This window comes from Aliibacillus thermotolerans, assembly GCF_027853235.1.
GTDB lineage: Bacteria > Bacillota > Bacilli > Bacillales > Marinococcaceae > Aliibacillus > Aliibacillus thermotolerans.
Map to the genome: position 1 here is coordinate 200,444 of NZ_WKJG01000039.1, position 13,336 is coordinate 213,779.

Genomic DNA, 13,336 nt, shown 5'->3' on the forward strand with positions numbered 1-13,336 from the left:
ACGTCTAAACGTGTTATACTAATAAGAAAAGCATTGACTGAAGAGGAGTGAGTGAGAATGAATACATATACAGAACTTACAACCATTGCTCAATGGGAGGACGTATTGGAACAAACAAATACGCATCCGGCCTTTGTTTTTAAACATAGCACCAGTTGTCCAATTAGCGCCGAAGCTCATGAAGCATATCAAACATATGTAGCACAAAATAAGGAGATTCCTACCTATTTAGTAAAAGTCATCGAGACTCGTGACGTTTCCAATGCCATTGAAGCGGACACACGCATAAAACATGAATCACCTCAACTGCTACTACTTTCTAACAAAGAAGTCGTGTGGCATGCCTCTCACTACGACATTAAAGAAGATGCGATTTTAACAGCAAGTGAAACAGTAAAAAAGTGAGGTGGAGAACATGAAAGTAGAGATTAACGGTAACATATTGGAATTTAAAAAAGGAGATATTACAACGGTACAAGCGGATGCGATTGTCAATGCTGCCAACGGTACCCTGTTAGGTGGGGGAGGAGTGGACGGTGCGATTCACCGTGCTGCTGGAAAAGAGTTACTTCAGGAATGCAAACGGATTCGCGAAGAACAACTTCATGGCGAAGAACTCCCTTCTGGTGATGCGGTGATGACGAAAGGATATAACCTTCCGGCGGATTACGTCATTCATACCGTTGGGCCGGTGTGGGAAGGAGGAGAGCATAAAGAAGCAGAGAGACTTTCTAACTGCTATAAAAACTCTCTTGCTCTCATGCGGGAACACCAGTTACAACATATCGCTTTCCCATCCATATCTACCGGGGCTTACCGGTTCCCAATTGAACTAGCAGCCGCTGTTGCGATCGAAACTGTCGTGGAATATTTAAAGAAAGAGCGGGTTGGAAAAGTCACTTTTGTCTTATTTTCAGAAGAAGACAAAGAAATATATCAAACCACATACGAAAATATTTATGGCTAAACGAATATTGGTTGATTTTCTCATTCGTTCTTTCTATAATAACAACAGAATATTGTATAAATGCATGGATAAGGACATGGGAAACATCCCCTTTTTCTACAGAGAGGAAAGTGTCAGCTGAGAGCTTTCTGAAAAAGCGTGTTTCTTACCCCCTTGGAGCAGCAGTAGGGAACGAATGCTAGTAACTACTGCCGGAGTCGCCCCACGTTACGGTGGCAAACGAGATGCAAAGGCATGATTGTCTTTGTAACAAGGGTGGAACCGCGGAATCTATTCGCCCCTTCTTTATAAGAAGGGGTGTTTTTTATTGTTTATTTTACGAAGGAGGAATGTTCAATGAGTGGAGCAGTGGAAATTACTTTTCCAGATGGAAATAAAAAATCTTTTGAAGACGGAGTAACAGCTGAAGAAATCGCCGCTTCCATTAGTCCAGGATTAAAAAAACAAGCCATAGCTGCTAAAATTGACGGAAAACCGGTTGATTTGCGTACTCCTCTTCATGAAGGCGGTACGATTGAAATTTTGACGTTGAAAAATGAAGAAGGGTTGGAAATTTTACGGCATAGTACGGCTCACTTAATGGCCCAGGCGATCAAACGTTTATATAAAGATGTGAAGCTCGGTGTCGGCCCTGTGATTGAAAATGGATTTTATTATGACATCGATATGCCGCACCAACTCACTCCAGAAGATTTACCGAAAATCGAAAAAGAAATGCAAAAAATTATTGATGAAAATCTTGAAATCGTCCGAAAAGAAGTGAGCCGAGAAGAAGCAATCGAACGATATAAAGAAATCGGCGACGATTTGAAACTGGAATTAATTGATGATATTCCGGAAGACGAAACAGTATCTATTTACGAACAAGGAGAATTTTTTGATTTATGTCGAGGTGTACACGTGCCAAGTACCGGAAAATTAAAGAAGTTTAAACTATTAAGCATTTCCGGTGCGTATTGGCGCGGCGATAGTAACAACAAAATGTTACAACGGATTTACGGAACCGCTTTTCCAAAACAAGGCGAGCTCGAAGAATATTTAAAAATGCGGGAAGAAGCAAAAGAGCGGGATCATCGTAAAATCGGAAAGGAATTAGAGATTTTCACTCTCAATCAAAAAGTAGGACAAGGCCTTCCGATTTGGCTGCCAAAAGGGGCAACGATTCGCCGGACCATTGAACGATACATCGTCGATTTAGAAGAACGCCTTGGCTACGACCACGTTTATACACCGGTGTTAGGCAGTTCCGAGTTATATAAAACGTCCGGGCATTGGGACCATTATCAAGAAGATATGTTCCCACCGATGGAAATGGACAATGAAACGTTCGTGATTCGTCCGATGAACTGTCCGCACCATATGATGGTGTACAAAAACTCCATGCACAGCTACCGTGACTTACCTGTGCGAGTTGCAGAGCTTGGCCTGATGCACCGTTATGAAAAATCCGGCGCTTTAGCAGGGTTGCAACGGGTTCGCGCCATGACGTTAAACGATGCTCATATTTTCGCCCGTCCAGATCAATTAAAAGAAGAATTTGTACGAGTAGTGGAACTCATTCAAAGTGTGTATAAAGACTTTGGCTTTGAAGATTATTACTTCCGCTTATCTTACCGTGATCCGGAAGATAAAGAAAAATACGTAGATAACGATGCGATGTGGGAAAAAGCACAATCGATGTTAAAAGAAGCGATGGATGACATGGGGGTAGACTATGTGGAAGCTGAGGGAGAAGCTGCTTTTTACGGACCAAAATTAGACGTACAAGTAAAAACAGCGCTCGGTAAAGACGAAACATTGTCTACCGTCCAACTCGACTTCCATTTACCGGAGCGATTTGACCTAACGTATATTGGAAAAGATGGAAAAGAACATCGTCCGGTCGTCATCCACCGAGGCATTGTATCTACAATGGAACGTTTCGTCGCTTTCTTGTTAGAAGAACATAAAGGAGCATTGCCAGTATGGCTCGCACCGGTACAAGCAAAAATTATTCCAGTGTCATTAGAAGCACATATGGAATATGCTCGAAAAGTGGAAGACGAATTGAGAAAAGCCGGTGTGCGCGTAGAAGTAGACGTACGCGATGAAAAACTCGGCTACAAAATTCGCGAAGCCCAAACGAAAAAAATCCCGTACATGCTCGTTCTCGGAGACAAAGAAATCGAACAAGAAGCAGTGAACGTGCGCCGTTACGGCCAAAAAGATTCAGAAACAGTAGGACTCTCTTCCTTCGTTCAAATGATTACGGAGAAAATCAATACACGCTCATTAGAACTGTAATTGCATAGATCATTTGTTTTGAGGATGGAATGACGTGTGGGAAATGACTTAACAAAGACGATTCCTTATTTTAAGATGGAACGTGACGCTAGAAACGAGTCATAGCTCGTACTGCTGGAGAGAAGTTATAGCTCGTTTATGACGCGTTTTCATTGCTACTTTGATGGTGGAAACATGCCATAGAAATTTCATGAGCCCCTTTCGTCAGAAAAGCGTCTCATTTTGGAGCTAGTGAGATGATTCAATCAAACGGTCATCTGATGATTATCCGCGAGACGCTTGATGGAGGAGAAACATTCTTTAAAATAAGTTGACAAATGTATGTGTGACATGATAGTGTATGTAAGGTAAAGTAACATTCGAAACCAAAGCAAGTAGAAGCGCCCGCTTCTCACCTGATCGACGCGACAAGTTGTTGGCAGGTTTGTGGTGATATGGAATTTGTATTCGTTTGATCACGAGTGGGCGCAATCCGTGTGCCCACTTTTTTGTGTCAGATTCACCAACCGTATTGTGCGGGAGAGCTACAGATGTCTGCTTCGGGTTCGTAAATTTATTTGGAGGTGTCTTATTATCCGTAAAGACATGAAGGTTAACGAGGGAATCCGTGCGCGGGAAGTTCGTTTGATTGATGCGAATGGGGACCAACTAGGAGTAAAATCAAAGAACGAAGCGCTGGATTTGGCAAAAAAGGCAAATCTTGATTTGGTGTTAGTTGCTCCGAATGCAAAGCCTCCGGTGTGCCGTATTATGGACTACGGGAAATACCGCTATGAACAGCAAAAGAAAGAAAAAGAGGCTCGCAAAAAGCAAAAAGTAATTAACGTCAAAGAAGTGCGCCTTAGCCCGAACATCGAGGAGCATGACTTTAACACAAAGCTTCGTAGTGCTCGTAAATTCCTTAATAAAGGAGATAAAGTGAAAGCAGCGATTCGTTTTCGCGGTCGAATGATCACCCACTCTGACATCGGTAAAGATGTGTTAGAACGATTAGCGGATGAGTTAAAAGATATTGCGACGGTGGAGACGAAACCGAAGATGGAAGGAAGAAGCATGTTTTTAATGCTTGCCCCGAAATCAGAGAAAGAAAAAGAAGGAAAAAAGTAGACGGATAAAATGTAACGAGGAGGACTTTTTATGCCAAAAATGAAAACGCACCGCGGCGCAGCGAAACGTTTCAAAAAAACAGCGTCCGGTAAGTTAAAGCGCAGTCATGCGTACACAAGCCACTTGTTTGCTAACAAATCAACGAAACAAAAACGGAAACTTCGCAAGCAAGGAATGGTGGATAACTCAGACTTTAAACGTATTAAAGATTTAATGCCTTATAAAAACTAATGACCGTAATGTAATGCGAAGGAGGGATAGACGATGGCAAGAGTAAAAGGTGGTTATGTCACACGTCGTCGTCGGAAAAAAGTTTTAAAATTAGCGAAAGGGTATCGCGGATCGAAGCATAGCCTGTTTAAAACGGCCAATCAACAAGTGATGAAGTCACTTCAATATGCATATCGTGATCGCCGTCAAAGAAAACGTGATTTCCGTAAGCTATGGATCACAAGAATTAATGCTGCGGCGCGAATGAATGGTCTCTCTTACAGCCGTCTCATGCACGGTTTAAAACAGGCAAATATCCAAGTGAATCGCAAAATGCTCGCTGACCTTGCAGTGAATGATGAAAAAGCCTTTGCTGAACTTGCTGAAAAAGCAAAAGCGAGCTTGAAATAATGACGAAAAACGAACCGGACGGCTTATCACCGGTTCGTTTTTTCGTTATGTTTCATCGGCTTTCTCCGCTTTTCTCTGTCTAGCTTCAGTAACTAGGCCTCTTGGATGCAGGAACTTTGCTAAAATCGTGCCTGTTCTAGGCATAACGCAGAGGTCAACACGTCCTGCGCCTGTGATTACTCGGCGCAAAAGAAAACAGAGAAGTATTGCAGTGTAGATTTTGTGTGCAACGCAGAAGTCAGTACATCCTGTACAAGTCCAGTGCTTATCGCTCGTGTTCAGTTGCCTCCGCTTTTCGTTCATCAATAAATTCTTTGATGGGGGGTTTCCATTCGATGGTGGCTTCGGGGTAGTGTTGGTGTATTTCTTTTTCCAAAAAGATAAAATCTTTAATGTGGAGTCCTTTTAATTTGTCTTTTTGCTTTACCCATATGGAGACAGAGACGACGTCGAATGCTTGGTCTGTCGTACCTAAAAATTTTTCTCCTTCAAACATGACGCCTTTGTACGTAATAAAAAAGTTTTTGCGGACGTCTTTTGGGTCGTCAAAAAAATAAAACTGCTTTTTTTCATGAGCAAGTTCGAGTTTTCGTTTCGGATTTAAAATGTATTTTACGATTGTATATATTAAAATAATAAGTGCGACGAAAATTAGAACACGCAGTAGTAATGCCATGTGAACTTCCTCCTTACGTGAGTGGATAACGAACATGGTATTGTTACTTCTATTTTAAACGAAAATGAGAGAGAAGGGAAAAGATATTATCCAAATGGAACGGTTATTTTCAGTGCAACGAAAACTAGATGAGCGAATTGAACGAGAGCATCAATTAGAGAACAAAGATTTATTTTCGGATAAAGTGTTAGCTTTTATGACGGAAGTGGGAGAGCTGGCAAATGAAACACGTTGTTTCAAATTTTGGAGTCGGAAACCCCCTTCGGAAAAAGAGATAATATTAGAAGAATATGTAGATGGCATTCATTTCTTGTTGTCATTAGGACTGGAATGTGGTTTTGAAGAAATACCTCCTTTTCCAAATGAAGAAAGAGAAGAAACGCCTTTACAATTGCACTTTTTACATGTGTTTCAATGCGCTTCGCAATTTCACGAGTCCCCAAACAGAGAAACATACCATCATTTGTTTGCAGAATACTTAAAACTTGGAGAAGGAATTGGGTTTACAAAAGACGAAGTAGAACGGGCGTACTACGAAAAAAACGAAATCAATCATCAACGCCAAACGGAAGGATATTAATTTTTTTGTATTAGAAAAACATAACGGATATACTACAAAGTGGAAAGATCGTTATTTGAAGGAGGAAAAAATGATGGATGAGACAGTACAAATGTTAAAGGAACTGACTGATGCGAATGGGATTCCGGGAAATGAAAAAGAACCGCGCGAAGTGATGAAAAAGTATATTACGCCATATGCTGATGAAATCAGTTACGATAATCTCGGGAGTTTCATTGCGAAAAAAACTGGCAAAGCTGGCGGGCCAAAAATTATGATTACTGGGCACTTAGACGAAATTGGCTTCATGATAACTCGCATTGATGATAACGGATTTTTAAAATTTGAAACCGTTGGCGGCTGGTGGAGCCAAGTGATGCTGGCCCAACGCGTTACCGTCATGACGCGAAAAGGGAATATTGTCGGAGTGATCGGTTCAAAACCACCACATATTTTACCGCCGGAACAGCGGAAGAAGCCCGTAGAAGTAAAGGATATGTTTATTGATATTGGTGCTTCCAGTAAAGAAGAAGCGGAAAGTTTTGGCGTCCGTCCAGGGGATGCAGTGACACCAATCTGTGACTTTACGGTGATGAAGAATGAAAAAATTATGATGGCGAAAGCGTGGGACAATCGTATTGGATGTGCCATTGCCATTGAGGTGATGAAACGTTTAAAAGACGAAAACCATGACAACGTCGTCTACGGTGTAGGTGCGGTCCAAGAGGAAGTAGGACTTCGCGGGGCAAAAACGGCAGCACATAAGATAGAGCCGGATATTGGTTTTGCGGTGGATGTAGGTATCGCAGGGGATACGCCGGGTATTTCAGCGAATGATGCCACTGCGAAGATTGGAGAAGGACCACAAATTATGATTTATGACCGCTCCATGGTTTCTCACAAAGGTCTTCGTGATTTTGTGACAGATATTGCGGATGAACATGAGATTCCTTATCAATTTGAAGCGATGAGCGGTGGTGGAACGGACGCCGGGTCGATTCATTTATCCGGAGATGGGGCACCTTCATTGGCTATTACAGTCCCGACCCGCTACATCCATACCCATGCATCTATCCTGCACCGTGATGATTTTGAACATGCCGTACAACTCATTACAGAAGTAGTGAAAAGATTAGACGAAGAAACGGTTCGGAAAATTACATTTGAATAAATTTTAGGATAAAGCGGTCAGAACCCCCTATATGCAAGCGAGCGAGTTTTCAATAGGAATGAGTCCGTGGCACGAGGAAGCGTGGAAACAAAGCTAGCAGGTATTCGCTTTGTTTCCAGTTCAAACGGAAGCAACATGAATACTTACCTCGCAGGCTTTTCTTCCGTGCTTCCCATTTTTTTCGTAATTACATGTAACGTCTTGGACAAGCGACAAATCTTGTTGCCTCGCCTCAAACGGCATTTTGGAGACGATGTTGTTGTACGTCACGCTTGTAAACCGGAAGAAATTTCTTGGACTACTTTATCTTTGTCACTGTCATTTGCGTGTTGCCAAAACACTTCAAATAATACGCCAAGCCCTGGTAACATTTTTTCTTCTCCACTTTCAACAGCATCTTGAATGGTTGCTTCCAGTTGCTCTGGAGTGTGATTAGAGACGTTTTGTAAAATCGCTTCTCGTAATTGGAATGACATGTCATCTCCTCCTTATACATCATGTGAAAATTCAGGTCAGCCTGTTTGTTTCATATGATCCGTTTTACATTTTCAAGGGAGCACGGGTTGTTTGTAGTATGGGACATGTCGATCGAAAATATGTACAACATTTAAAGGATAGGGAATAAGATGAAACGGATTGAATCGGTAAAAAATTCATTTGTGAAGAAAATGAAACAGTTATATCAACGGAAGCATCGAGAGAAAGAAGGGCTTTTTCTGGCGGAAGGATTTCATCTCGTAGAAGAGGCATTCAACGCCAATATTCGTATTGACCAATTCATTGTTCAAGAAGGGACAAATCTGCCATCTCGTATTCCATTTTCGGGTTTTGAATTAACGATTGTCTCAAAAGAAGTGATGAAGGAGTTAAGTAGTACAGAAACGCCACAAGGGATCATTGCTGTTTGTCATTTGCCTGAGGAAGAAAAGATTACAATCGAAAAAGGAAAAAAATATTTGCTCGTAGATGGGGTGCAAGATCCCGGAAATGTTGGTACGCTTATTCGAACAGCTGATGCCGTAGGATTACAAGCAGTACTACTCGGAAGCGGAACGGTCGATCCGTATAATGAGAAAGTGATTCGTGCATCACAAGGATCATTATTTCATTTACCCGTCATAAAAGGAGACATTGGTGAATGGATGAAAACTTTACAAGCAAAAGGAATTCCTATTTTTGGCACAGCGATTGAAAAAGGGACATCTTACACCGCCATCGAACGTCAAAAAGAATTTGCTTTAATTGTTGGAAATGAAGGACGAGGGGTAAACAAAGAATGGTTAAATAAAAGTGACCAAATCATTTATGTCCCTATTTATGGTAACGCGGAATCATTAAATGTATCTGTTGCCACCGGAATTTTACTTTACCACTTAAACGACGTCCGCTAAGTATGCAAATCATCATTTGCAAACCGACAAAATATTTCTTATACTAGTTTACGTATACAATGAAATAAACGAAAAAAGCGAGGAAAGAGAGTAGTAAGTCTATCCGCGTTGCTATGCAGGGAGGAAATGTCATAGACTGGAAGCATTTCTATAGCAGACAGACTGAATTCGCTCTGGAGCTGACACTGTAACACAAGGTTTACTTGTAAAAGTGTTCCGGATCATCCGTTATGTAAATGAAGTGAACTGTGAAAACAGTTAACAAGGGTGGTACCGCGAACCTTCGTCCCTTATTTAGGGATGAAGGTTTTTTTATTGTGTGAGAGAGAAAGGGAGGTTTTTAAAGTATGATTGATCAACTGGAGCAAATAAAACGTGAAGCGTTAGCAGAAATAAAACAAGTGGATTCGCCAAAGGATTTGGATACTGTCCGTGTGAAATATTTAGGGAAAAAAGGTTCCATTACGACGGTACTTCGCGGAATGGGCAAATTGTCTGCGGAGGAAAGACCGAAAGTTGGGCAAAAGGCAAATGAAGTTCGCGAAGAAATCCAAGCTTCTTTAGACAAAATGTTCGCGGAACTGGAGGAGCGAGCATTAGCGGAACAGTTAGAAAAGGAACGCATTGATGTCACTTTGCCAGGACGAAAAGTACATATGGGAGCGCGCCATCCGTTAACGGCAGTGGTAGAAGAAATTGAAGATATTTTTATCGGACTCGGTTTCCAAGTAACGGAAGGTCCGGAAGTAGAGACGGATTACTACAACTTTGAAGCGTTAAATTTACCGCCGGAACATCCGGCGCGGGAAATGCAAGATTCCTTCTATGTAACCGAAGATATTTTGCTCCGCACCCACACGTCACCGGTACAAGCCCGGACGATGGAAAAACATGAAGGAAAAGGTCCGGTGAAAATTGTCTGCCCGGGAAAAGTGTATCGCCGAGACGATGATGATGCGACGCACTCTCATCAATTCATGCAAATTGAAGGATTGTACGTAGATGAAAACGTGCGAATGAGTGATTTAAAAGGGACGCTTGAAACTTTTGTGAAAGAATATTTTGGGGCAGATAGAAGCATCCGCTTGCGCCCAAGCTTTTTCCCATTTACAGAACCATCAGTGGAAGTAGACGTTTCTTGCGGCTCTTGCGGAGGAGATGGCTGCCGCGTTTGTAAACAGACGGGATGGATTGAAGTATTAGGAGCGGGAATGGTACATCCACGCGTGTTAGAAATGAGCGGTTTTGACTCGAAAAAATATAGCGGTTTCGCGTTTGGGATGGGAGTCGAACGTTTTGCTTTACTGAAATACGGAATTGATGACATTCGTCATTTTTATACGAACGATCTTCGTTTCTTAGAGCAATTTACTTGGGAATAAGGAGGGGTCTTCATGCTCGTATCATACAATTGGTTAAAGAATTACGTAGAGATTGATGATTTAACAGTGGAAGAATTAAGTGAAAAATTGACCCGGGGTGGAGTGGAAGTGGATGCGATTCATCCTCGGGGAGAAAAGATTTCTCATCTTGTCGTCGGCTTGGTGGAAAAAGTAACCCCACATCCAAATGCAGATAAATTACGCGTTTGTCAAGTGAATATCGGGGAAACCGTGTCCCAAATTGTATGCGGGGCACCGAACGTAGCGGAAGGACAAAAAGTAGTCGTTGCAAAACCAGGAGCAGTGCTTCCGGGAGACGTACAAATAAAAGCGACGACAATTCGAGGAGAAACGTCAGAAGGAATGATCTGTTCTCTCGATGAGTTAGGAATTGAACAAAAATTAATTTCAAAAGAGTGGCAAGACGGAATTTATGTATTGCCAGAAGAAATAGAAGTCGGAACGGATGCAGCAAAAGTGCTCGGCTTAGATGACACGGTGCTAGAATTAGACTTAACGCCAAACCGTGCCGACTGTTTAAGTATGATTGGAGTTGCTTACGAAGTAGCAGCACTTCTAGGTAGAGAAGTTCGTCTTCCAGAGCGCACATTTACAGAAACGAATGAAAAAACGTCCGACTACATACGTGTCGAAATTCAACAAAAGGAAGACAACCCGTTTTACTACGCTCGCGTCATAAAAAATGTGACGATTGGTCCGTCTCCTCAGTGGATGCAAAACTATCTCACTGCTGCTGGAATTCGACCAATTAATAACGTCGTAGACATCACAAACTTTGTTCTAATGGAGTACGGTCAACCGTTGCACGCATTCGATTACGATCGGTTCGGTTCTAAAGAAGTCGTTGTTCGCCGCGCCCATGACGAAGAGAAAATCACGACTTTAGACGGCGAAGAACGGGTGTTGTCGCCGGAGCATTTAGCGATTACGAACGGAAAAGAACCAGTCGCTTTAGCAGGAGTCATGGGTGGCGCTTTTTCTGAAGTACAAGAAGATACGACAACCGTATTGTTAGAAGCGGCTTATTTTTCTCCGATTCGCGTACGCCGTGCCTCTCATGCTTTCGGTCTTCGCAGTGAAGCGAGTCAACGGTATGAAAAAGGAATTGATCCATTCCGAGTGGAAGAAGCGGCGGAAAGAGCCCTTTCCTTACTGGAAAAATATGCAGGGGGAGAAGTGTTACAAGGAGTTGTAGCCCAAGATTATCGTGTACAAGAAAAGCGCACGGTAACATCGACGACAGACCGATTGAATCAAATTTTAGGTACGAACATTGCGACGTCTGAAATTCTTTCCATCTTTGAACGCCTTCGTTTTGAAGTGACGGAAGAAGACGAAGCGTTTACTATTCACGTACCGACGCGTCGTTTAGATATTTCCATTGAAGAAGATATCGCAGAAGAAGTTGCCCGGTTGTATGGTTATAATAAAATCCCAACGACACTTCCAATAAGTAAGACGACTCCGGGAGCCCTCACTGCAGAACAAAAGGCCCGTCGCCAAGTTCGTCGTTATTTAGAAGCGAGTGGCTTTAGCGAAGCATTGACGTATTCCCTCACGAGCCCGGAAAAAACGACTCGTTTTCTATTAGAAGAAGTGCCTGAAACCGTTCGTTTGTCGATGCCAATGAGTGAGGAACGAAGCGTGTTGCGCACGAGTTTAATTCCACACTTACTCGATGCAATTCAGCATAACTTAAACCGTCAAGTACGCGATGTCGCTTTATTTGAAATCGGGGATATATTTATCGCACAAAAAGAAAATGACCTACCAACGGAGAAAATGCTACTCGGCCTTGCGATGACCGGAACGTGGGAGTCTCATCGTTGGCAAGGAGAGGAAAAGAAAGTCGATTTTTATGTCATCAAAGGGGTGTTAGAAGGTCTATTTGCGAGCCTCGGTATTTCAGAAGAAGTGACGTATTCTCCTTCTGAACGTCCAGATATGCATCCGGGAAGAAGTGCAGACATTCATTGGAATGGAGAATTCATTGGAATTGTTGGTCAAATCCACCCACTAACAGCAAAAGAATGGGACGTGAAAGAAACGTATGTTGCTCAAATTTATCTTGGGCATTTATTAGAAAAAGAAAAAGAAGTTCGTCTATATGAACCGCTCCCTCGCTATCCATCCATTACTCGGGACATCGCTTTAGTTGTGGACAAAGATATTTCCGCAGGGGATGTAAAAGCAGTCATTGCGAGCGCTGGTGGTGAGCTATTAAAACAGATTACTTTATTTGACGTGTATGAGGGAGAACATTTAGAAGAAGGAAAAAAATCCCTCGCTTTCTCACTCGTCTACTTGGATCCAAATCGCACGTTAACCGACGAAGAAGTGACAACCGTGCATGAAAGTGTATTACAAGAATTAGAAACAAAACTTCATGCCACATTGCGGGATAAATAAAGGTCCGAAGAGGTTGTCTTAAAGTCTTGAAAAATAAATCGAGAGTTTCTTTCAACAATCATTTAGCGCTGAAACGGTGCCATACATCGTGCATGGATTGCTTTCACAATGGTGTTTGGATTGAAACGGTGCCATGATCCGTTCATCGCTTGTTTCCACAAACTATTTTTGAATGAAACGGTGGCATGAGCGATCCATGGCTTGCTTCCACAAGCAATACTTTGATGAAACGATGGCATGACCCATCCACGACTTACTTCCATCAACAATTTGGTGTTGGAAACATGCCTATTCGGTCAAGAGGCGTTTCCAGAAGCAATTTTTGATGAAGGGGTAACAAAAAATGTCCAAAAAGTCACCAATCATGACTTTTTGGACAGCTCCATGAAATAAATGACCCACTGCATCTTGGAGATGATGCTGTGGGTCATTTCCAGTGCGCCCAGCATGGGTTATAACTTGGTGGTGAAAGTCCACTACAGGCTTGGCAGTAGGAACTGTTAGCTGAAGGCAAGGGTGTCCGTGGTGACGCGGAATCTGAAGGAAGCTGGAGGCAAATTCCCGAACTGACGAACAGGAACTGCATACAAGGCTGACTTGGAATGGATGAGTTTGCTGAACAAAACAAAGTCCAATACTGCCCGAGTTCCATACAGTAAATGCAGCAGTTACATGGGAGGAAGGTTATAACTCTTACCTGGGGAGGTCTCACAAGGGTTATTCAATTAACAATTGCCTTAGTGATAAGG

General features: G+C 42.4%; 14 protein-coding genes and 3 other annotated features. Of the genes, 11 read left to right on the forward strand and 3 right to left on the reverse strand.

The features are described 5' to 3' along the window. Nucleotides 1-57 precede the first annotated feature (57 nt). The 6 genes from ytxJ to rplT all read left to right on the forward strand — a co-directional run bounded on the left by ytxJ (nt 58) and on the right by rplT (nt 4,978). Nucleotides 58-405 carry a bacillithiol system redox-active protein YtxJ gene (gene ytxJ / locus GJS40_RS07370; protein ID WP_270897240.1) on the forward strand — a complete coding sequence of 116 codons (348 nt, stop codon included), beginning with the start codon at nt 58-60 and terminating at the stop codon, nt 403-405. A gap of 10 nt (nt 406-415) precedes the next feature. Then, nucleotides 416-967 carry an O-acetyl-ADP-ribose deacetylase gene (locus GJS40_RS07375; RefSeq protein WP_270897241.1) on the forward strand — a complete coding sequence of 184 codons (552 nt, stop codon included), beginning with the start codon at nt 416-418 and terminating at the stop codon, nt 965-967. A gap of 56 nt (nt 968-1,023) precedes the next feature. Further along, nucleotides 1,024-1,252, forward strand: a binding site (T-box leader). 51 nt (nt 1,253-1,303) lie between these two features. Further along, complete coding sequence (gene thrS, locus GJS40_RS07380; RefSeq protein WP_270897242.1) at nt 1,304-3,250, forward strand: threonine--tRNA ligase; 1,947 nt, start codon at nt 1,304-1,306, stop codon at nt 3,248-3,250. Nucleotides 3,251-3,616: 366 nt separating this feature from the next. Continuing rightward, nucleotides 3,617-3,748: a sequence feature (ribosomal protein L20 leader region), on the forward strand. A gap of 87 nt (nt 3,749-3,835) precedes the next feature. After that, entirely contained in the window at nt 3,836-4,357 is a 522-nt protein-coding gene (gene infC / locus GJS40_RS07385; RefSeq protein WP_270897243.1) for a translation initiation factor IF-3, read from the forward strand. Nucleotides 4,358-4,387: 30 nt separating this feature from the next. Next, complete coding sequence (gene rpmI, locus GJS40_RS07390; protein WP_270897244.1) at nt 4,388-4,588, forward strand: 50S ribosomal protein L35; 201 nt, start codon at nt 4,388-4,390, stop codon at nt 4,586-4,588. 33 nt (nt 4,589-4,621) lie between these two features. After that, entirely contained in the window at nt 4,622-4,978 is a 357-nt protein-coding gene (gene rplT, locus GJS40_RS07395; protein ID WP_270897245.1) for a 50S ribosomal protein L20, read from the forward strand. Nucleotides 4,979-5,243: 265 nt separating this feature from the next. On the opposite strand, the gene GJS40_RS07400 is transcribed toward rplT, so the two are convergent. Further along, the gene (locus tag GJS40_RS07400; protein ID WP_270897246.1) at nt 5,244-5,654 is read right to left on the reverse strand and encodes a sigma-w pathway protein ysdB; all 411 of its coding nucleotides are present in this window, start codon (nt 5,652-5,654) and stop codon (nt 5,244-5,246) included. Nucleotides 5,655-5,742: 88 nt separating this feature from the next. On the opposite strand from GJS40_RS07400, the gene GJS40_RS07405 reads away from it, so the two are divergent. Both GJS40_RS07405 and GJS40_RS07410 read left to right on the forward strand, forming a co-directional pair. After that, nucleotides 5,743-6,234 (forward strand): dUTP diphosphatase, encoded by a 492-nt coding sequence (locus tag GJS40_RS07405; protein ID WP_377902109.1) that lies wholly within the window; start codon nt 5,743-5,745, stop codon nt 6,232-6,234. A 73-nt stretch (nt 6,235-6,307) separates the two neighbouring features. Beyond that, complete coding sequence (locus tag GJS40_RS07410; protein WP_270897248.1) at nt 6,308-7,384, forward strand: M42 family metallopeptidase; 1,077 nt, start codon at nt 6,308-6,310, stop codon at nt 7,382-7,384. Nucleotides 7,385-7,650: 266 nt separating this feature from the next. On the opposite strand, the gene sspI is transcribed toward GJS40_RS07410, so the two are convergent. Beyond that, nucleotides 7,651-7,860, reverse strand: a complete 210-nt coding sequence (gene sspI / locus GJS40_RS07415; RefSeq protein WP_270897249.1) for a small acid-soluble spore protein SspI — start codon at nt 7,858-7,860, stop codon at nt 7,651-7,653. Nucleotides 7,861-8,010: 150 nt separating this feature from the next. On the opposite strand from sspI, the gene GJS40_RS07420 reads away from it, so the two are divergent. From GJS40_RS07420 to pheT, 3 genes are all read left to right on the forward strand, one after another. Then, nucleotides 8,011-8,775: a TrmH family RNA methyltransferase gene (locus tag GJS40_RS07420; RefSeq protein WP_270897250.1), complete on the forward strand. Its 765-nt coding sequence runs from the start codon at nt 8,011-8,013 to the stop codon at nt 8,773-8,775. Between the two features lie 71 nt (nt 8,776-8,846). Next, nucleotides 8,847-9,069 (forward strand) — a binding site (T-box leader). 53 nt (nt 9,070-9,122) lie between these two features. Beyond that, nucleotides 9,123-10,157 (forward strand): phenylalanine--tRNA ligase subunit alpha, encoded by a 1,035-nt coding sequence (gene pheS / locus GJS40_RS07425; protein WP_270897251.1) that lies wholly within the window; start codon nt 9,123-9,125, stop codon nt 10,155-10,157. Between the two features lie 12 nt (nt 10,158-10,169). After that, nucleotides 10,170-12,587, forward strand: a complete 2,418-nt coding sequence (pheT, locus tag GJS40_RS07430) for a phenylalanine--tRNA ligase subunit beta (protein WP_270897252.1) — start codon at nt 10,170-10,172, stop codon at nt 12,585-12,587. Between the two features lie 62 nt (nt 12,588-12,649). On the opposite strand, the gene GJS40_RS07435 is transcribed toward pheT, so the two are convergent. Continuing rightward, a complete protein-coding gene (locus GJS40_RS07435) occupies nt 12,650-12,826 on the reverse strand; it encodes a hypothetical protein (protein ID WP_270897253.1) in 177 nt (58 codons plus the stop codon). Between the last annotated feature and the right edge of the window lie 510 nt (nt 12,827-13,336).